Annotated in this window: 21 protein-coding genes; 10 read left to right on the top strand and 11 right to left on the bottom strand. The window is 73.0% G+C overall.

Features of this window, described 5'->3' with window-relative positions:
• Positions 1-240, bottom strand: a 240-nt coding sequence (locus ACFPZN_RS25955) for a Zn-ribbon domain-containing OB-fold protein (protein ID WP_378284791.1), incomplete at its 3' end; no start/stop codon positions are given.
• Positions 212-613, bottom strand: coding sequence for a nuclear transport factor 2 family protein (locus ACFPZN_RS25950; protein ID WP_378284790.1), 402 nt, complete (start codon positions 611-613; stop codon positions 212-214). The genes ACFPZN_RS25950 and ACFPZN_RS25955, both read right to left, overlap by 29 nt.
• Positions 614-1107: 494 nt before the next feature.
• On the opposite strand from ACFPZN_RS25950, the gene ACFPZN_RS25945 reads away from it, so the two are divergent.
• Positions 1108-1878: a TetR/AcrR family transcriptional regulator gene (locus ACFPZN_RS25945; RefSeq protein ID WP_378284789.1), complete on the top strand. Its 771-nt coding sequence runs from the start codon at positions 1108-1110 to the stop codon at positions 1876-1878.
• Between the two features lie 8 nt (positions 1879-1886).
• On the opposite strand, the gene ACFPZN_RS25940 is transcribed toward ACFPZN_RS25945, so the two are convergent.
• Positions 1887-3113, bottom strand: a complete 1227-nt coding sequence (locus ACFPZN_RS25940; RefSeq protein ID WP_378284788.1) for a cytochrome P450 — start codon at positions 3111-3113, stop codon at positions 1887-1889.
• 150 nt (positions 3114-3263) lie between these two features.
• On the opposite strand from ACFPZN_RS25940, the gene ACFPZN_RS25935 reads away from it, so the two are divergent.
• Positions 3264-4445 carry an amidohydrolase family protein gene (locus ACFPZN_RS25935; protein WP_378284787.1) on the top strand — a complete coding sequence of 394 codons (1182 nt, stop codon included), beginning with the start codon at positions 3264-3266 and terminating at the stop codon, positions 4443-4445.
• A 79-nt stretch (positions 4446-4524) separates the two neighbouring features.
• On the opposite strand, the gene ACFPZN_RS25930 is transcribed toward ACFPZN_RS25935, so the two are convergent.
• The gene (locus ACFPZN_RS25930; RefSeq protein ID WP_378284786.1) at positions 4525-5094 is read right to left on the bottom strand and encodes a hypothetical protein; all 570 of its coding nucleotides are present in this window, start codon (positions 5092-5094) and stop codon (positions 4525-4527) included.
• A gap of 168 nt (positions 5095-5262) precedes the next feature.
• Here ACFPZN_RS25930 and ACFPZN_RS25925 point away from each other — a divergent pair, with 168 nt between their 5' ends.
• Positions 5263-5898, top strand: a complete 636-nt coding sequence (locus ACFPZN_RS25925) for a CBS domain-containing protein (RefSeq protein ID WP_378284785.1) — start codon at positions 5263-5265, stop codon at positions 5896-5898.
• A 34-nt stretch (positions 5899-5932) separates the two neighbouring features.
• Entirely contained in the window at positions 5933-8593 is a 2661-nt protein-coding gene (locus ACFPZN_RS25920; RefSeq protein WP_378284784.1) for a cation-translocating P-type ATPase, read from the top strand.
• Between the two features lie 15 nt (positions 8594-8608).
• Here ACFPZN_RS25920 and ACFPZN_RS25915 read toward each other — a convergent pair whose 3' ends face one another.
• Entirely contained in the window at positions 8609-9523 is a 915-nt protein-coding gene (locus tag ACFPZN_RS25915; protein ID WP_378284783.1) for a universal stress protein, read from the bottom strand.
• 185 nt (positions 9524-9708) lie between these two features.
• On the opposite strand from ACFPZN_RS25915, the gene ACFPZN_RS25910 reads away from it, so the two are divergent.
• Together ACFPZN_RS25910 and ACFPZN_RS25905 are read left to right on the top strand one after the other, a co-directional pair.
• Positions 9709-9960 carry a DUF1876 domain-containing protein gene (locus ACFPZN_RS25910; RefSeq protein WP_378284782.1) on the top strand — a complete coding sequence of 84 codons (252 nt, stop codon included), beginning with the start codon at positions 9709-9711 and terminating at the stop codon, positions 9958-9960.
• A gap of 266 nt (positions 9961-10226) precedes the next feature.
• Complete coding sequence (locus ACFPZN_RS25905; protein WP_378284780.1) at positions 10227-10811, top strand: hypothetical protein; 585 nt, start codon at positions 10227-10229, stop codon at positions 10809-10811.
• Between the two features lie 281 nt (positions 10812-11092).
• Here the strand turns inward: ACFPZN_RS25905 and ACFPZN_RS25900 are convergent, their stop codons facing one another.
• Positions 11093-11533, bottom strand: a complete 441-nt coding sequence (locus ACFPZN_RS25900) for a DUF7144 family membrane protein (RefSeq protein ID WP_378284778.1) — start codon at positions 11531-11533, stop codon at positions 11093-11095.
• Positions 11534-11641: 108 nt separating this feature from the next.
• Between ACFPZN_RS25900 and ppk2 the strand changes: the two genes are divergently transcribed.
• A complete protein-coding gene (ppk2, locus tag ACFPZN_RS25895) occupies positions 11642-12445 on the top strand; it encodes a polyphosphate kinase 2 (protein ID WP_378284776.1) in 804 nt (267 codons plus the stop codon).
• A gap of 39 nt (positions 12446-12484) precedes the next feature.
• The gene (locus tag ACFPZN_RS25890) at positions 12485-13396 is read left to right on the top strand and encodes a hypothetical protein (RefSeq protein WP_378284775.1); all 912 of its coding nucleotides are present in this window, start codon (positions 12485-12487) and stop codon (positions 13394-13396) included.
• Between the two features lie 7 nt (positions 13397-13403).
• Here ACFPZN_RS25890 and ACFPZN_RS25885 read toward each other — a convergent pair whose 3' ends face one another.
• Positions 13404-14393, bottom strand: a complete 990-nt coding sequence (locus tag ACFPZN_RS25885; protein WP_378284773.1) for a sulfotransferase family protein — start codon at positions 14391-14393, stop codon at positions 13404-13406.
• A 312-nt stretch (positions 14394-14705) separates the two neighbouring features.
• Here ACFPZN_RS25885 and ACFPZN_RS25880 point away from each other — a divergent pair, with 312 nt between their 5' ends.
• The gene (locus ACFPZN_RS25880) at positions 14706-15305 is read left to right on the top strand and encodes a hypothetical protein (RefSeq protein WP_378284772.1); all 600 of its coding nucleotides are present in this window, start codon (positions 14706-14708) and stop codon (positions 15303-15305) included.
• Positions 15306-15341: 36 nt separating this feature from the next.
• Here ACFPZN_RS25880 and ACFPZN_RS25875 read toward each other — a convergent pair whose 3' ends face one another.
• Positions 15342-15752, bottom strand: coding sequence for a DUF2000 family protein (locus tag ACFPZN_RS25875; protein WP_378284792.1), 411 nt, complete (start codon positions 15750-15752; stop codon positions 15342-15344).
• A gap of 60 nt (positions 15753-15812) precedes the next feature.
• Between ACFPZN_RS25875 and ACFPZN_RS25870 the strand changes: the two genes are divergently transcribed.
• A complete protein-coding gene (locus ACFPZN_RS25870) occupies positions 15813-16637 on the top strand; it encodes a helix-turn-helix transcriptional regulator (RefSeq protein WP_378284770.1) in 825 nt (274 codons plus the stop codon).
• Here the strand turns inward: ACFPZN_RS25870 and ACFPZN_RS25865 are convergent.
• The 3 genes from ACFPZN_RS25865 to ACFPZN_RS25855 all read right to left on the bottom strand — a co-directional run bounded on the left by ACFPZN_RS25865 (position 16613) and on the right by ACFPZN_RS25855 (position 18961).
• On the bottom strand, positions 16613-17083 hold the full coding sequence (locus ACFPZN_RS25865; RefSeq protein ID WP_378284769.1) for a hypothetical protein: 471 nt from the start codon (positions 17081-17083) through the stop codon (positions 16613-16615). The genes ACFPZN_RS25870 and ACFPZN_RS25865 overlap by 25 nt on opposite strands.
• Before the next feature lie 53 nt (positions 17084-17136).
• Complete coding sequence (locus ACFPZN_RS25860; protein WP_378284767.1) at positions 17137-17853, bottom strand: alpha/beta hydrolase; 717 nt, start codon at positions 17851-17853, stop codon at positions 17137-17139.
• Between the two features lie 388 nt (positions 17854-18241).
• Positions 18242-18961 carry an alpha/beta hydrolase gene (locus ACFPZN_RS25855; protein WP_378284766.1) on the bottom strand — a complete coding sequence of 240 codons (720 nt, stop codon included), beginning with the start codon at positions 18959-18961 and terminating at the stop codon, positions 18242-18244.
• Between the last annotated feature and the right edge of the window lie 198 nt (positions 18962-19159).

Below are 19159 nucleotides of genomic sequence, written 5' to 3'. Positions count from 1 at the left end.
GAACTCCTGCGTCGTCCACGTCCACAGCGTCCCGGTACGCGGCAGCAGCACCCGCCCCATACCGGTGTCACCACACCGCGGACACGACGACTGCATCGGGAACGTCGTGGCCTCACACCGGCCACACCGCCCCCCGATCAACTGAGGTCGCTCACTGGGCCAGGTGAAGACGTCGGGCGCGAAGGGTATCTGTGACAAAAGGAACCGCTCCTTAGGATGCGGGCCGGTCGGCGAGACCATCGGCCGTGTGGAGCCGGCTTCGGCAGGCGGCGATGCGCCAGCCCTCCGGGGTCCGGACAAGGTCGTCGACATAGAACACGTTGCTGGAGGCGCCGTCGCTCCGGTCGGCGAACAGCAGGTTCCGCGTGGTGCGGGCGCGGTCGGCGCCGGTCATCTCGATGGCCGGCACGCCCCCGAGGTGCATCCCTCGCGGCGACGCCGTGAACACTTCGCGCAGACCGTCGTGCCCGTCGAACGTGCGCCCGTACACCTCGTAGCGGGCGTCGGGCGTGAACAGCGAGACCCAGCCCTCGACGTCCTCGAGGTCGAGCGTCAGGCAGTACCGGGCCAGCAGCGTGCTGATGGCCGCGTGGTCCTCGGGCGAGGCAGGCATCCCGCTCTCCAACTCAAGCCGTCAAGGCGATCAACGACTCATTCAGCACCGGCCGCGATGCGGGATGGTCGACTACGCGTCAAGCTAGCAACTCTCCGACTTTGGATCAATTTTGACATCGAAGTCAGTAATTTGATATCGCTCACACCGCCGCGGCGGGGCGGGCCGCGGGCAAAAGTTCAACTTCGATGTCATATTCGCTATACTTGACCGACGCTGTGGGGAGTTCGGCGCCTGCGGGTCATGGCCGCCGCGAGTACCGGCCGGCGGCTTCCGCCGGGCGGGTGCGGGGCCCGCGGAACGCGGAGGTTCCGGCGGACGGGGCCGCGTTCCGCGCGTTCGCGGCCGCGCCTCACCGTCGCCCTCCGGCTGGAAGAATGGCGGACGGCGCCGGGGGCTCGGCGGATTCCGCCGTACCCTACCCCGGAGGCGGCCGGGGGCGGCGGAGGCCCGCGGAGCGGTCGCCGCCGCACGCTTCGCCAGAAAGGATCACCGTGCCCGAGAAGACCGAACGCAGGGCTGTGCTGCCCAACGCCAGTCGTGGCCGGCGCGGCGACGAGGAGAAGGACAAGCGCCGCGGCACCGGACGCACCGTTCGGGGCCGTGAGACCCGCCGCCGTCTCCTCGAGGCCGCCAAGGAGGTGTTCGAGCGCGACGGGTTCCTGCACGCCCGGATCGCCGACATCGCCGACATCGCGGGCATCTCCCACGGGTCCTTCTACACCTACTTCGTCTCGAAGGAAGAGATCTTCACCGAGATCGTCGACTCGGTCGAGGTCAACCTGCTCACCCTGGAGCCGGCCCCCGCCGACGCCGACCCGGTCGAGCGGATCCGCGCGGCCAACGAGCACTACCTGGTGGCCTACGGCGCCAACGCCAAGATCATGCGGGTCATCCACCAGGTGTCCACCATCGACGCCGCGGTCCGCGAGACCCGCCTGCAGCGCCAGGACGCCTTCGCCCACGCGATCGAGCGCCGCGTCCGCCAGCTCCAGGAGGCGGGTCACGCCGATCCCGCCGTGGACGCCGGCTACGCCGCCCAGGCGCTCGGCGGCATGGTCGCCTACTTCGCCGAGTACCTCTTCAACACCGACAACGCGTTCGGCTTCGACCTGGCCACCGCGACCGACCAGCTCACCCGCATCTGGACGAACGCGCTCGGCATGAAGGACCCCGGCACGGGCAAGGCCGGCGCCACGGGCAAGGCGGGCGCGGGCAAGGGCAAGGCCGCCAAGGGCAAGGACAAGGCCTCCTCGGACGGCTGAACGCCGGGTCAGGCCATGGTGTACCGGATCGGCAGGCGCTTGGGCCCGCCGACGAACAGGGTCTCCATGTAGGCGGGGGTTCCCGCGAGCTCGATCGATGCCACGCGGGGCACCAGTTCGGCGAAGAGCGCCCGGCCCTCCAGCCGGGCCAGGTGCGTGCCGAGGCAGTAATGGGCGCCGAACCCGAAGGCCATGTGGCGGTTCGGGGTGCGTCCGACGTCGAAGGTCCCGGGGTTCTCGAAGACGTCCTCGTCCCGGTTGGCCGAGGGGTAGGAGAGCAGCACCGACTCCCCGCGCGCGATGGGCACGCCGCGCACGGTCGTGTCCTCGGTGGCCGTCCGCATGAACTGCTTGACCGGTGAGACCCAGCGGATCATCTCCTCGACCGCGGTGGGGACGAGGGAGGGGTCGGCGGCCAGGCGCCGCCACTGGTCCGGGTGCTCCAGCAGGGCGTGCAGCCCGCCGGCGATGGCCGCACTCGTCGTGTCGTGCCCCGCCGTGGCGATCAGCACGTAGTACCCCACCGCCTCGAGGTCCCCGATCGGCTCACCGTTGATCGTGGCGTTGGCGATCCCCGAGGCGAGGTCGTCGCCCGGGTTCGCGCGGCGGTCGTCGGTCAGCGTCTTGAAGTAGGTGAAGAAGTCCAGCAGGGTGTCCATGAAGCCCGTGTCGCCGGCGCGCCTCGCCAGGTCCTCGTCGTCGGCGCCGAACAGCTCCTGGGTCAGCTTGAGCATCCTGGGGAAGTCCTCCTCGGGCAGTCCGAGGAGGGACAGGATGACGTACAGCGGGTAGTGGGAGGCGACGTCGGCGAAGAAGTCGCACTCCCCTCCCAGGCCGGCCATGTGGTCCACGTAGCGTCTGGCGAGTTCCTCGATCCGGCCGCTGAGCCGCCGGACCCCGCTCGGCTTGAACCAGTCCGCGCTCACATGGCGGTAGACCGGGTGGTCGGGTGCGTCCATCTGCACCAGCGCGCGGATGGGGATGTCGGAGCGCACGTCGTCCTTGGGCTTGGGGCCGAGGGCGGGACGCGGCGCGTTGATCCAGGTCTCGGCGTCGCGCGCGATCGCCATGACGTCCTCGTGCCTGGTGATCGCCCAGAACGGGTTGAACCTCGGGTGTTCGACGAGGTGCACCGGCGACTCGCGGCGCAGCAGCGCGGTGGCGGCGTGGAACCGCGCGTCGTCCGCGTAGGCGCGCGGGTCGGTGAAGACGGTGCCCGCTTCCTCGATGTCCATGTGCAGTGCCTCCGGGGGCCGGCTCGCCGCACGATATCTCAATATCGACGTCATCATCAAGATCGTCGCGGTTCCGGTCCGGCGGGATCCGGTCGTGCTATATCGACGTCGATGTTGACAACGGACGGGTGCGGGCGGTGTGATGGGCGGGTGGGACAGGACAACTGGATCTTCGACTTCGACACGCACTACTACGAGGCGGAGGACGCCTTCACGCGGCACCAGGACCGCTCGCTGGGCAACCGGGGCGTGCGCTGGGCCGACATCGACGGCCGCCGCCGCCTGATCGTCGGGGGGAAGGTCAACGGCTACATCGCCAACCCCACGTTCGATCCGGTGGCCCGCCCCGGCGCGCTGTACCACTGGTACCGCGGCAACCCGGAGCGCAAGGGCATCCGGGAGGCGTTCGGCGAGCTCGAGCCGCTGCGGGCGGAGTACCGCGACCGTGAGGCCCGCGTGCGGGTGCTGGACGAGCAGCGCGTGAAGGCGACGCTGCTGTTCCCGACCCTGGGCGTGGGGCTGGAGGAGGCGCTCAAGGACGACCCCGGCGCGTGCTCCAAGGTCTTCCACGGCTTCAACAAGTGGCTGGACGAGGACTGGGGCTACAACTACCGGGACCGCCTCTACGCCGTCCCCTACGTTCCTCTCCTCGACCCGGCCGCGGCCGTCGCCGAGCTGCGCGAGCTGATCGGCCGCGGGGCCACCGTCGTCAACGTCCGCAACGCCCCGGTGCCGGTGCCCGGCGGCTTCCGTTCGCCGTTCGACCCCGCCTACGACGCCTTCTGGGGTCTGGCCGAGGAGGCGAACGTCGTGGTGGCCACCCATGCCGGCAACGACGGCTACGACGCCATCGTGCAGATGTGGGAGCCCGGCTCGGCCGAGCAGTCGGTGCTGCGCTCGCCCCTGCGGGGCGTGCTCACCAAGGGGCGCGCCGTCACCGACTTCTACGGCGCCGCACTGTGCCACCTGGTCTTCGAGCGCTTCCCCCGGCTGCGCATGGCCAGCGTCGAGAACGGCGCCGGGTGGATCCCCGACCTGCTCCACCGGCTCGACGACGTGGCCAACCGCAACCCCGGCTACTTCAAGAACCACCCGCGCGAGGTGTTCGCCGAGCACGTCTGGGTCACCCCGTTCTGGGAGGACCGGATCGACGACCTCCTCGCCGACGTGCGCACCGACCGCCTGCTGCTCGGCTCGGACTGGCCGCACGCCGAGGGCGTCGCCCAGCCGGTGGACTTCATCACCGAGTCGCTCGGCTCCCTCGACGAGCACGACGTCCGGCGCATCTCCCACGACAACGCGCTCGAGGTGCTGGGCCTGCCGCGCACCTGATCGTCCCGGGCCCTCAGGCGACGTGGACGGAGGGGCGCTCCCGGGTTCGGGAGCGCCCCTCCGCCGCCGGTGGCGGTCGTCACTTGAGGATGGGGAAGCGGCGGACGAGCGCGGTATCCGCCCACCGGCGGCCGAGGCCCAGGGTGTGGCCGGCGCTGACGAGGGCGAGGCCGACCAGGACGATGGCGTAGATGAGGTGGTCGTCCATGAAGGGGTTGTTCTCCGGCGGCAGGACCGCGGACCACATCATCACCAGCAGCAGCGCGCCGCCCGCCGCGGCCGCCCGCAGGGCGACGCCCAGCACCAGCGCGGCACCGACCCCGGCCAGCCCGATCATGAACAGCCAGTCCGCCCACGCCTGGCCCGCGAGACCGTGGTAGAACCCGGCGAACGGGCCCTCCGGGGTGTTCTTCAGGAATCCGGCGGTCGGGCTGCCGCCCTCGATCCACGCCCGGGCCGCGGGGGTCTCGTGCCCCAGGCCGAAGGTCTTGTCGAGGAACGCCCACACGAACACCCAGCCCAGCGCCAGCCGGGTGAGGGCCCACACGTACCGCGCGGCCGGGGACTCGGTCAGGGGCTGCGGCGCCGGCAGGTGCGGCAACCGGTGCGCCCGGCGCCCCTCACCGGCCTTGGGAGTCGAGACGGCCATGGTCGCCTGCCTTTCTTCGAGAGGCGAACTTGTTGACGTCCTGATCTCAACACCCCCGGCCATGGCGGGTGCAGGAGCCAAGGACCCTCCTTCTCAGGGCCCTTGGTCCCGGCCGGAGCGCGCGTTGGACCCTGGTACCGCGGCCTCGGCCGGGCGCAGCGTAGGGGCATGAGATCCGCGCACGTACCGCTGGAGGAACGGACCGCGGCCGAGGTGATGACGATGGACCTGCTCACCATCTCCGCCCGCGAGTCCGTGCTCATGGCGTGGGAGCTGATGTGCCGCGCCGAGGTCCACCACCTGCCCGTGGTGGACGACGAGGGCGGCTTCCTGGGCATCGTGGACGCCGCGACGCTCACGGCCGCCTGGGACGCCGCCGGGCCGCGGCGCGCCCGCAGGCCCGTCACCACCCTGCTCGGCGAGCACGCGAAGGACTCGGTGCGCCCGGCCGCGACCGTTCCCGAAGCGGCCCGGTCGATGCTGGAATCGGGCAACGACCACGTCGCGGTCACCGATGCCCAGGGCGCCCTGGTGGGCCTGATCACCGCCCGCGACCTCATCACCGAGCTGGCCGGGGCCGCGCGGGACAGGACCGCCCAGCGGTCGGGCATGCCCTCCCTTTACCGGATAGAGCCCGTACTGCCCGGCGAGGCACCGGCGGCCGCGCGCCGGGACGGGCGGCACTCCGCCGGGGCGGGCGGCTTCCACCGGGCGCGGCCCGACGAACCCCTCGCACGGCGCCGTCCGGCAAACGCCGGGGAAAAAGAGGTCACACGGCCCGTCATCCGGGACCTTCGCCCCTGACCCCGCCCGGCGGGCAGGCGCGAGCCTTGGGCGTGTGAACACGACGACCGTCACCGGCCCGCCGTACCAGTGCACCCCCCGGGAGGTCGCCGAGGATCTCGGCACCGACCCCGATCTCGGCCTCACCTCGGACGAAGCGGCCGCGCGATTGGCGCGGCACGGCCCCAACGTGCTGCCGGAGGCCCGGCGGCGCGGGCCGGTGGCGCGGTTCCTGCTGCAGTTCCACAACCCGCTGATCTACGTGCTGCTGGTGTCGGCGGTCATCACCACCGCGCTGGGCGACCACGTGGACGCGGCCGTGATCCTGGGCGTGGTGGTCGCGAACGCGATCGTCGGGTTCGTCCAGGAGGCGCGGGCCGAGCGGGCGCTGGCCGCGCTGGCCGCGATGACCCGCACGGTCACCACCGCCGTCCGCGACGGGCGGCCCGCGCGCCTGCCGTCGGAGGAGCTGGTGCGCGGCGACCTGGTGCTGCTGGAGGCCGGTGACAGGATCCCCGCCGATCTGCGGCTGGTGCGCGCCGCCGACCTCTCGGTGGACGAGTCCGCGCTGACCGGCGAGTCGGCGCCCGTCGCCAAGACGCCGGACGCGCTCGGCGAGGCGGCCCTGGCCGACCGCCGCAACATGGCCCACTCTGGCACGTTCGTCACCTACGGGCGAGGGGCCGGCCTCGTCACGGCGACCGGCGCCGGCACCGAGATCGGGCTCGTGCACCGGCTCGTCGGCTCGGCGACCGCCGTGCAGACCCCGCTCACCCGCAAGATCGCGCGCTTCAGCCGGGTGGTGACCGTGGCCATCCTGGCCCTGGCCGCCCTCACGTTCGCCGTCGGGGTGCTGCGCGGCCGGCCCGTCCCGGAGATGCTGACCGCCGCGGTGGCGCTGGCCGTGGGCGCCATTCCCGAGGGCCTGCCCGCGGTGGTGACGATCACCCTGGCGTTCGGGGTGGCCCGGATGGTGCGGCGCAACGCCATCGTCCGGCGGCTGCCCGCGGTGGAGACGCTCGGGAGCACCACCGTCATCTGCACGGACAAGACCGGGACGCTGACGCGGAACCAGATGACCGTCACCGGCATCGCCGCCGGGGGCCGCCTCTTCGAGGTGACCGGCACCGGCTACGCGCCCCGCGGCGAGATCCTCGCTGGCGGCGGGCGCGTCGAGGCGGCCGCGCACCCGGCCCTGCGCGAATGCCTGATGGCCGGGCTGGCCTGCAACGACGCCCGGATCACCCAGGGCGGGGACGGGGGCGGCTGGAGCCTGGTCGGTGACCCCACCGAGGGCGCCCTGGTCGTCAGCGCCGCCAAGGCGGGGCTCGGCGAGGCCCCCGAACGCCTCGACACGATCACCTTCAGCTCGGAGCGGCAGTACATGGCCACCCTCCACGCGGGCGGCGTGATCTACGCCAAGGGCTCGCTGGAGCGCATCCTGGCGATGTCGGACCGCCAGCTCGCCGCGGACGGCGGCACCGAGCCCCTCGACGTCGAGGGCATCACCGCCGTCGCCCACGCCTACGGCGGGCAGGCCCTGCGCGTGCTCGCCCTCGCCCGCGCCGACGCCGATCCCGCCGCCGACCACCTCACCGAGCCGCCGCCCCGGCTGGTCTTCCTGGGCCTGCAGGCCATGCACGACCCGCCCCGCGAGGAGGCGGCCCGGGCCGTCCACGCCTGCCGGACCGCCGGGATCCAGGTCAAGATGATCACCGGGGACCATGCCGCCACGGCCCGCGCCGTCGGCGCGCGGATCGGGCTGGACGGCGAGGTCATGACCGGCGCCGACCTGGCCGCCACCGCGGACGGCGACCTCCCCGGCGCCGTCGAGCGCACCGCCGTGTTCGCCCGCGTCTCCCCCGAGCAGAAGCTGCGCCTGGTCCGGGCGCTGCAGGCCCGCTCCCACGTCATCGCCATGACCGGGGACGGCGTGAACGACGCGCCCGCCCTCAAACAGGCCGACATCGGCGTGGCGATGGGACGCGACGGCACGGAGGTCGCCAAGGAGTCGGCCGACATGGTCCTCACCGACGACGACTTCGCCTCCATCGAGGCCGCCGTCGAGGAGGGCCGCGGCGTCTTCGACAACCTGGTCAAGTTCATCGTGTGGGCGCTGCCCGCCAACATCGGCCTCGGCCTGGTCCTGGTGGCGGCGATCCTGGGCGGCGGCGAGCTGCCCATCCTGCCGGTCCAGGTGCTGTGGCTGAACATGACCGCCGTGCTGGTGCTCGGGCTGCCGTTCGCGGTCGAGCCGCGCGACGAGGACATCATGCGGCGCCCGCCCCGCGACCCCGCCCTCCCGCTCATCACCAGGCGGCTGACCGCCCGCATCCTGCTGGTCGCCGCGATCCTGCTCGCGGGCGCGTTCGGCCTCTTCCACTGGGAGCAGGCCCACGGCGCCTCACTGGCCGAGGCCCGCACCGTCGTGGTCAACGTCTTCGCGATGACGCTGCTGGCCTACCTGTTCAACTGCCTGTCGCTGGAACACCCGATGCTGTGGCACGGCGTCCGGCGCAACCCGTGGGTCGGCGCGGGCGCCCTCGCCCTCATCGCCATCCAGGTCTTCTACACCTACGTCCCCGTGATGCACGACCTGTTCCGTTCCGCCCCGCTCAGTCCCGGCGCCTGGGCACGCGTCGCCGCGGTGGCCGCGATCGCCTACGCCCTGGTCGAACTCGCCAAATGGGCGACCCGGCGCACGGAACGAGCCTGAGCCGTCTCCGGCCGGTCACTCCGCAGGGGTTCCACGGGACGCGTGGACGACCGCTACCGGGCATCGCGCGTGGTGGAGCATGGCGTGGCCGACCGAACCGAGCACCAGGCCGCTGAAGCCTCCCCGGCCCCGCGACCCCACGACCAGCAGCCGGGCACGCGCGGATGCCTCGGCCAGAACCCGCGTGGGACGGGCGTGCACGACCTGCCGGATGAACGGCACGCCGGGGTACTCGGCCTCCCAGGGCGCCACGAACTCCGCCAGGGCCCGCTCCTGCTCCTCTGTCACCACCACCGGGTCGAACACCAGCGGCTGCATGTCCCCCGGACGCTCGGAGGCGGGATGGCTCCAGGCCATCACCGCCCGTGCGGGGGCCCCTCGGACGGCGGCCTCCTCGAAGGCGAAGTCCAGAGCCGCCGCGCTGCCCGGGGAGCCGTCCACCCCGACGACCACCTCCCCCGCGTCCGGCGTGCCCTCGGCCGGCTCGGGCTCCGCGGTCCCCGGCCTGTCCGGGCGCACCGCCACGGCGGGGCAGGACGCGTGCGAGGTCACCTGCAACGCCACCGATCCCAGCAGCAGACCGGTCAGGCCGCCGGAACCGTGGCTGCCCACCACGACCATGAGCGCGCCCCTCGACTCCCTGATCAGCACCTCGGCCGGTTGCCCGCCGACCTGCCCGCCGGACACCTCCACCTCGGGCGCCCGTGCCCGCGCCCGTCCCAGCGCCTGCCGGACGACCTCCTCGCCGTTGTCGCGCATCCACTCCCGGACCAGCCTGATCCGCGGGTCGGCCTGGGCGTCGAACAGCCAGGCGGCGACCGCGTGCACGACCCGCAGCGGCGCTCCCCGGCGCGCGGCCTCCGCCGCCGCCCACTCGACCGCGACCAGGCCGTGCTCGGACCCGTCGGCCCCGACGACGATCTCGTTCATGCCCACGACGCTAGCCACCGTCCCGGCCCGGGGCCCGGGACGAAGGTCCCGGGCCGGCGCGCCGACGGACCTCGGTCCATCCGGTGCGGCTTCCCGGCCCCGGGTCCGTTTGAGCCACGCCGGAACGGCCAACGACCTTTGGCAAGGGCGCCTGCCAGGACCGATGCTGGAAGGGGGTGACAACCATGGAAGCCAAGAAGTGGAACACACAGGTCTTCATCAACGAGCGCGGCAACGACACCTACGTGCGCGCCGTGCTGACCACGCAGGACGGCACCACCATCGAGGGCACGGGCCACGCGCGGCGCAATCCCGCCGACCGGGCCGTTCCGGAGATCGGCGACGAGCTGGCCGCCGGGCGGGCCTTCCTGGATCTCGGCCACCGGCTGGTGACACTGGCCGGAGCCGACATCGAGCAGGCCCAGAGACTCGGCTGACACCGCCGCGCGAGGCCACCGCGCATCGCACGGGGTGATCCGCCCCGCCGCGGTCACGATCCGTGGTGGGGCGGTGAGCCATGCCGCACGGCGGTGCCGAGGATCCTCAAAGGTCGGCCTCACCTGTATCAAGCTCGCCCACTGTCAGGGGCAGGCCCTCGTCTGGGGGGTAAGGCCCCGGCCGAGCATCGGCGTACGAGCAGCCGGCCACAACACAGGAGACCGGGCCTCGACCGCCCGGGGCATCCGAGCAGAGGAGTGGTGAGATGACCACCGTTCAACCCACCGGGACCACCAGGAAGAGAACGACCAGGGCCACGACCAAGGCCACCGCCCAGAAGCGGGAGCCCGCCCAGCGGCGGCAGACCGCCCGGACGCGACAGACCGCCGCGGCGCGGCAGACGACCGCCCGGACGCGGCAGACGACCGCCCGGACGGGGCAGGCCGCCTCCCGGACGGGGCAGGCCACCTCCCGGACGCGACAGACCGCCACCGCCCGGACGCGGCAGACCACCCAGCGGCGGCAGACCACCCGGCAGACCGCCCAGCGGCGGCGGACCGCCGAGGAGCGGCAGAGCACCAGCCTGCCGATTCCGGTGGTCACCCCGCACGTCAAGATCTACAACGTTCCCGTTCCGGGAACGGGGGCGGGAATGCACAAGATGGCGGAGGCGGGCCGTTCGGCGGCCTCGTACCTGCCTCCGCGCCGGCGGCTGGCGTTCTACGGGGCGCTGGGCGCGATGGCCGCGCTCGAGGTCATCTCATGGCCGGTCGCGGCGGTCGTCGGAGTCGGCACCGCGATCGCGGGACGCAGCCGCGGCATGGGCAAGGACCGCGCCAAGGAGTCCTGACACGGCCTGCTCGAAGGCGCCGGCCCTCACCCCCGGCGGGTGAGGCGGAGGCCACGCGCTCCCCGAAGGATGCCGAGGGAGGCGCATCGGGAGCGGGGTCTCGACATGAGTGCCGGCGGACCGGATCCGGAGGGCGCGAGCGGGCCCGGGCGCGCGAGCGCGGAGGAGACGGAACCGCGCCTCCTGCGGGCCGAGGTGGCCGGACTCCGCGCCGAACTGCGGCTCGGAGCCGGAACCGTCTCCTCCACCGCGGGCGCCGCCACCGGACTCGGCCCCCTGAGTCATCGGCGCCGGGACGCCACCGCGTACTGCCGCGTGTACATCACCAGCGCCCAGATCACCACGACGTCCAGCACGATGATCAGCACGGACCAGACGGGGTAGTAGGGCAGGAACATGAAGTTGGCCACCGCGCTCAGGCCGGCCAGGATGATGCCGACCGTGCGGGCCCACGCCTGCCCCGCGATCACCGCGAAGCCCGCGACGGCCACGAAGATCCCGACGACCAGATGGATCCAGCCCCAGGTGGTGAGGTCCCAGCTGAACACGTAGTCGCCCCGGACCACGTACAGGTCGTTCTTGAGGATCGCGGCGACGCCCACGATCGCCCCGAAGATCCCGGCCAGGACCATGACGCACGCGGCGAAGTAGGCGAAGCCCACGGCCCAGCCGCTCACCGGCCGCTCCACCATCTCCCGTTCTTGGTCCGCTCGTCCGGACATCTCGCCTCCTCCTGCTCGTCCCCTCGGCTCGCACCATCGTCCGGCCGCGGACACCGACTCCAGATCACCCGGAGCGGATGAAAGGGGACCGATGGGTAGGGTTTTCCCATGGGCAAGATCAAGCGGATGCCGCGCGGGGTGTACGAGGAAGAACTCGCCCGCCTGCAGGAGGAGCTGGTGAAGCTCCAGGAGTGGGTCCGGTCGGAGGGCGTCCGCCTCGCCGTGGTGTTCGAGGGCAGGGACGCGGCCGGCAAGGGCAGCACGATCAAGCGGGTGACCGAGTACCTCAACCCCCGCGTGGCCCGGATCGCCGCGCTGCCCGCGCCCTCGGACCGGGAGCGCACGCAGTGGTACTTCCAGCGCTACGTCGAGCATCTCCCCGCCGCGGGCGAGATCGTCCTCTTCGACCGCTCCTGGTACAACCGCGCGGGCGTCGAGAGGGTCATGGGCTTCTGCACCAAGCAGGAGTACATGCGCTTCCTCCACCAGTGCCCGATCTTCGAGCGGCTGCTGGTCGAGGACGGCCTCCTGCTGCGCAAGTACTGGTTCTCGGTCAGCGACGCCGAGCAGGAGCGCCGCTTCCGCAACCGGCTCGACGACCCGATGCGGCGCTGGAAGCTGTCCCCGATGGACCTGGAGTCGATCACCCGCTGGGAGGACTACTCGCGCGCCAAGGACGAGATGTTCCTGCACACCGACATTCCCGAGGCGCCGTGGTACGTCGTCGAGAGCGAGGACAAGCGGCGGGCGCGGATCAACATGATCGCCCACCTGCTGTCCACGATCCCCTACCGGGAGGTGGAACGCCCCGAGCTGCGGCTGCCGCGGCGTCCGCCCCCGAAGGGCTACGAGCGGTCGCCGCGCGAGATGCAGACCTACGTCCCCGACCACGCCGCCACCCTCCCCCGATGACCCTGCGTCCGGGCCAGGGGGTTGACCTATTATCCCGATGTGAATAACAGACAATCGGATCGAGGCTTCTCGGCCCTGCTCCCGCGCCTGGACCGCTCGGTGGTCGCGATCGAACCCCCGGGCGAGGGCGAGGGGTACTGGGCCGGGGCGCCCAGCGCGGTCGAGGGCGACGGGTGGATCTACCTGGCGTACCGGCTGCGGCGCCCGATCGGCGAGGGGCGCGGCTACGCGGTCGCGATCGCCCGTTCCGCCGACGGCGAGCGCTTCGAGCAGGTCGCGGCCATCGGCAAGGACGAGATGGACGCCGAGTCGCTGGAGCGGCCCGCCCTGACGCGCACCCCCGAGGGGACCTGGCGGCTCTACCTGAGCTGCGCCACGACCGGGACCAAGCACTGGCGCGTCGAGGTGCTGGAGGCCGCCGACCCCGCGGGGTTCGACGCCCGGAACAGGCGGGTCGTCCTGCCGGGCGACGCCCGGACCGGGGTGAAGGACCCCGTGATCGTGCGTCACGGCGGCGTGTGGCACCTGTGGGCCTCGTGCCATCCGCTGGCGGAGGCCGACGAGGAGGACCGCATGGTCACCAGGTACGCCACCAGCGCCGACGGCCTGGAGTGGAGCTGGCACGGCACGGCCCTCGGGCGGCGGGCCGGCGCCTGGGACGCCCGCGGCGTGCGGGTCAGCGCGGTGCGCTTCACCCCGGACGGGATCGTGGCGGCCTACGACGGCCGCGCCAGCGCGGCGGAGAACTACGAGGAGCGGACCGGCATCGCCACCGGCCGCGTCCCCCAGACTCTGACGGCGCAGGGCACGCTCCCGTGGGCCGCGTCCCCCTTCCACGGCGGCGGGCTCCGCTACCTGGAGATCCTGCGCACCTCCGACGGCCGCGACCGCCTGTTCTACGAGGTCACGCGCGCCGACGGGGCGCACGAACTGCGGGCCGAGCTGCGCTGAGCCGCCCTCACCAGGGGCGGCGGCGGCCGTTGCGCGCCTGGCGCTGCCCGGCGGGCCTGGCGCCCACCAGGCCGCCGGACTCGGGGCGCGGCTCCAGCCACGCGCCGAAGCCCTCCCCGGTCACCTGCTCCAGCAGGCCGATGTCGGACGCGAAGTAGGGGATCAGGGCCTGGCGCTGCTCCCAGGTCAGCGGCCGCCGGGGGCTGCCGTCCCGCTGCAGGGCGCGCTCCAGCGGAGCGGTGGCCTTCGCGGCCAGGTCGCCCGGCAGCAGCGCGCCCGCGGCCGCGCCGACCCGCAGGGTGCGGGCCAGGAGCCGGTGACGCGGCGTCCGGTCGGGATGCGCGGTGACGTTCTCCCTCGGCACCTCGGAGAGGACTCCCGTCTCGACGCCCAGGAACGAGCAGATCCGGTCCAGGGTCTCGGCGGGACGTTCCAGCAGCTCCCGGTACCGGAACACCAGGATCTGCTCGCGGGGGAACAGCCCGTACAGGTGCTCGAGCTGCTCGCCGTAGCGGCCCAGCCGGACGTAGTGCCAGAACGCCGCCCATCCGGCGTCGATCCGGCGTTCCTCGTCCTGGCAGGCGCGGACCACGTCGTCGACCGGCTCGAGCCCGGCCGACCACAGGTGCGTCCAGTTGGAATGGGCGCGCTCCACCGGATCGCGCAGGATCGCGATCAGCTTCACCTTCGGGATCAGCGCGTGGATGCGCCGCTGCGCGTCGCGGTCGTACAGGTAGAAGGGGGTCGACTCGCCGCGCAGGGTGCCCGGCGGGGCGCCGTCGAACAGCGCCTCGTAGTCGGGCCGGCGCCAGACGTGCTCGCGGTAGGTCTGCGCGTCCCCGGGGCCGCCCCGGGTCGGCGGCGGGCCGTCGGTCAGGAAGAACTTGGGCTCCTTGACCGGTGACATGAAGAGCCCGGGATGGCGCGTCAGGGCCGCGTGCAGCGCGGTGGTCCCCGCCTTCGGAGCGCCTGCCACCAGGAAGTCCGGCAACGCCATCGCTTCTCCCCGCCGGGTGCCGTGCATCGAATCGACGTATCAGACTATATCCACTGGAATAGTAGGAATCTATACGCCGGGCGGCGACCGCGGCGGGAACCGGGCTCCGGGCGGGCCGCCTGCACTCCCCCGTGCACCGGAAAAGGGGCGTATGGATCCCGTTAAGAGATCTTGACGCCTCGGGCGGCCCCTGCTGTATCCAGGAAGAAAACCACCCAAATCAAAACGGGACGGAAGTACGGAAGCGATGCACCCCCGGCGCCGTACGGCGCGGCCTGCCGTCCCCCGGCCACAGCGGGCGGAGCCATCCGAATGCTGAGGGTGAACGGCTCCGAACGGCCCGCGCTGTTCCGGGCGACGGCGCTGACCTTCGCCGGCGACCGCTCCTACCTCGATCCCGTGGACGGCGCGATGCTCGCCAGGGCGGCCGGGCGCCCCCAGACGGCCTGGCAGTCCCTCCGCTCCGCCGCGGAGATCATCGACTTCCGCGCTCCGGACGGGGCGGTGCTGCTGTCGGTGGGCCGCATCCCGGCGGGATTCCGCCCGCGCGCGTGGGCGCCGGTGTTCTGGCCGGCGGGTCCGCGGATCGGCGTCATCCGCCCCCGGGGGCTCTTCTACTGCGACTTCCAGCTGCGCGATCCGCGCGGCGAGGTGCTCGCGGTGGCCGAGCGGGCCTCGAAGGAGTTCCGGGAGTCGTTCGTCGTCCGGGACGCCCGCGGCGGCGCGGACCTCGCCACCGTGATCGAGCCCGAGGAGTCGGTCCGGGCCCTGGGCGAGCGGGACGCGCCGCCGGCCACGCGCCGGCTCGATGTGGAGTTCCTCACCGACCCGCCGCCGGACGTGCACGCCCTCGTCCTGGCACTGCCCCTCGCGATCCGCATGCGCCACGGCTGGGACTACTGGCAGTCGTGACCCCCTGGGCCCGCCGCCACCGCCCGGGGCGGGCGTTCACTCGTGCAGGCGGGCGCCCTTGAGGACCTTGTCGACCGCGTTGCGCGGGCCGTGCAGGGCCAGCCCGACCAGATCGAGCTGGTCGCCGGGCACCGCGCGCACCGCGGCGCGGTTGTCCCGGTCGTTCCCGGTGGCGAACAGGTCGGAGGTGAACACCGACATCGGGATGCCGCGGCCCAGCGCCCGCAGCCGCGCGGCGGTCAGCGTCTCCTTGGACCCGGCGAAGACCAGCACGGGCTGGCGGAACATCGGCAGGTAGCCGGTGCCGTCGGCGTCGGCGTAGGGCTCGCCGAGCAGCTCCGGGCCGGCCGCGGCGATGCCGCTGACCAGGAACGCGGTCACGTTGAGGCGCTGCCAGGGCTCCAGGTCGTCGCGGAGCAAGACGGCGATCTTGGTATCGAAGCGGATCGTCTCCATGGCACGCCATGCTGGTCCGGCCCGCGAGCCCGCGTCTTGTACGTTCTTAGCATGCCCGCCGACGCCCAGGTCGCCGCGTGGCGTCCCGGGGTGCCGGGCGTCACCGAGGTCTTCCACGCCCACTTCACCGATCACCGCTACCCGATGCACACGCACGACGCGTGGACGCTGCTGATCGTCGACGACGGCGCGGTGCGGTTCGACCTGGACCACCACGAGCACGGCGTGACCCGCTCGCTGGTGACCCTGCTGCCGCCGCACGTCCCGCACGACGGGCGCGCCGCGACACCGCGCGGCTTCGGCAAGCGGGTGCTGTACCTGGAGCCGGAGCTGCTGGAGGAACGGCTGATCGGCGCCGCCGTCGACCGTCCGGCGCTGGCGGACCCGCTGCTGCGCACGCGGATCGGGCAACTGCACGAGGTGCTGCGGCTGCCGGGCGACGAACTGGAGGCGCAGAGCCGGCTGGCACTGGTCCGGGAGCGGCTGAACGGGCATCTGCGGCACGACGTCACCGCGCCGCCCGCGAGCCGCGACCCCGCCGTGGCCCGGCGGCTGCGCCGGCTGCTGGACGAGCGGGCGCCGCAGGGCCTGTCGCTGGACGAGGCCGCCCGCATCCTGCAGGTCCATCCGACGCATCTGGTCCGCTCCTTCAGCCGGGCGTACGGCATGCCGCCGCACCTGTACCTGACCGGGCGCCGGGTGGACCTGGCCCGGCGGCTGCTGCTGGCCGGGCGGCGGCCCGCCGAGGTCGCCGTCGCCGCGGGTTTCTACGACCAGCCGCATCTGACCCGCGTCTTCCGGCGGACGGTGGGGGTCAGCCCGGCCCGCTACGCGGGCGGGCGCCCCGGCCGTCAGGGGTCGGACACGGCGTGCTGAACCGTCCCCAGCGCGGAGAGCAGGATGTCGAAGCGGACGAGCAGGTCGCGGAGGCCGGGCAGATCGCCCGCCTCCTCCGCGCGGCCCAGCACGCGCTCCATCGCGTCGGCGGCGAGGCGCAGCCTGGTGACGCGCGCGACCAGCAGCCGCCGCCCGCCCGCACCGGTCCCGGCGGCCCCGGCGGTCTTGAGGGCCGACAGCGCCGCGTCCAGCTCGGTCTTGATCAGCTCCACCGCCGCCCGCCCGTCGGCCACGGGCCCCGAGGGCAGCGGCGCGCTGCTCTGCAGGCAGGACAGCAGGTGCAGGCGGGCGAGGGCCGGACGGCAGCGCAGCGCGTACTCGCGCAGGTCGGGCCCGCCCGTCACCGCGTGCGGGCGCGGACCCGCGTCCACCTGGACGGCGGCGCGCACCGGCCGCCGGCTCCGCGTCGGCGATAGGGGTGGCACATCCTCTCCTCTCGTAGGGCCCGCACGTCGGCGGACCGGCAGGACGGGCCGGATCAGCCCGCCGCGTGGTCCAGGGCCGCCGCCAGGACGAAATCGGCGATGGTGGTGGCGACCCGCCGGTGACCGGTGGCGTTGAGCACGTCGTGCCGGGAGCCGTGGAACCCGGCGAACTCGGCGTGCTTCAGCCGTCCCGCCCAGGCGTGGTTGTGGCGGGCGGGCACGATGGTGTCGCTCATGCCGTGCACGAACATCACGGGGAGGTCCAGGACGGGCAGGCGCTCGGCGAGCCGGTCCCACGCGGGGCGCAGCGTCGACGGCCGGACGGAACCGGCCCGGTCGTCCTCACGGGCGGCGCTGCCCGGTGTGTACAGCCGGGACAGGTCCAGGCCCACGGGTGCGCCGTCCGCGAGGCCCTCGACCCGCGGCAGCGGGCTGACCGGCGTCGAGGTCAGGACCATACCGGCGCAGCGCTCGGCGCCCGGCAGGGTGTCGGCGCAGGCCGCCAGGGCCGCGACGGTCCCGCCCAGGGAATGGCCGCCCAGGATCAGCGGTGGCCCGCGGCGGGCCCGGTCGGCGAGGGCGCCGAGGGCGCCGGCCAGGTCCTGCATCGCGGCGGGCCCGTCCGGTGCCGGACGGCGGCGACCGCTGGCGGCGTTGACGGCCCAGACGCTGATGCTCCGTTCGCGCAGCGCGCCGACGAGCCGGTCCAGGCGGCCGGATTCGGCGCCGCCGCCGTGGACGAACAGCAGCTCGGCCAGGGGGTTCCGCACCGGCCACCTGTGGAAGGCCACGGAACGAAGAGGCGGGGATTGGACGTCGAGCATGTGGGGACTCCAGACGAGCGCGTCCACGCGTCGATCCCTGTCCCCTGGGACATCGGCCTGCACGACCGGATCGGGATCGGGGCGCGGGCTGGCACCGGCATTGACCTGCGGTCACCGGGCGGCATGGCCGCCGACGGCGCGACCCGGGCGGGTGGCGACCCTCAGCCCTGACACAGGGCGCTGGCGATGCGGCACAGGTCGACGTGTCCGCGCGAGGTGAGCCGAGCGCCTTTCCCCATGGCTCCACGGTAGGCGGTCCGGCCACAGTAGACAACTAACTCGATAGGAAAAGTCGAGTCAGTGGCCCGGGGGCCGCGGCAGGCGCGCCGCCCGTTCAGCGTGTCGCGACCTCCTGGAGGGCGCCGGCGACCGCGCGCGGCTCCGTGATCATGAGGTCGTGCCCGGTGTCGATGTCCCACAACCGGCCCTCCGCCCGCGCCCGCTCGATCAGGGCTGGGTCGCGGGTGGCCAGGGTGGAGGTGCACACGATGTGGTACTGCGGGATCGCCCGCAGCGCCTCCTCGTCGGTGAGCTTGAGCGGCTGCTCGAAGCACTTCCAGGGATGCGGGGTGAGGCGCTCGTCCATCCAGGCGAGGTCGCCGGGGTCGGTCACCCCGTAGAACGCGCCCGCGCCGGGGGCGGGCAGCAGGACGAGCTCGACGCCGTCGACGACCTCGCCGAACGGGCGCGCCGCGTCGATGACCGGTCCCGCGACGTCATGGAGCGACTGGCCGTTGGCGGGGGTGGCCGCGTCCAGGTAGACCAAGCGTCCCACCCGGCCGGCCATGCGGTCGGCGACGCCGGTGACGACCATCCCGCCGTAGCTGTGACCGACCAGGATCACCTCGCGCAGGTCCTCGTGGTGCAGCACCGCGCTGACGTCCTGGATGTGCAGGTCCAGGTCGACGTGCGGGCCCAGGAGGTGGGAGCGCTCGCCCAGCCCGGTCAGCGTGGGGGTGTGCACCTCGTGTCCGGCGGCGCGCAGGATCCGGGCGACGGGGCCGTAGCACCAGCCGCCGTGCCCTCCGCCGTGGACGAGCACATAGGTCGCCATGACCCTCCCCTTTCTCGCACGAGTAACGATAACGCTGTTACCGATAAAGGTGAACAACCCTCTCCAGATCGCCGAGGTCGACCGCACCAGTTCAGGGACGGGCGCTTTACCAGTTTCCGGTTTTGTGTCCGGTCTTCGCCGGGCATTCACGCCTGGCCGCGCGCCGTCCGGCGCGCGGGGAACCGTGGGGATCGGGGG

Source organism: Actinomadura rugatobispora (assembly GCF_042656285.1).
Lineage (GTDB): Bacteria > Actinomycetota > Actinomycetes > Streptosporangiales > Streptosporangiaceae > Spirillospora > Spirillospora rugatobispora.
The sequence above is the reverse complement of the archived record's forward strand: the minus strand, read 5'-3'. Positions and strand labels throughout refer to the sequence as shown.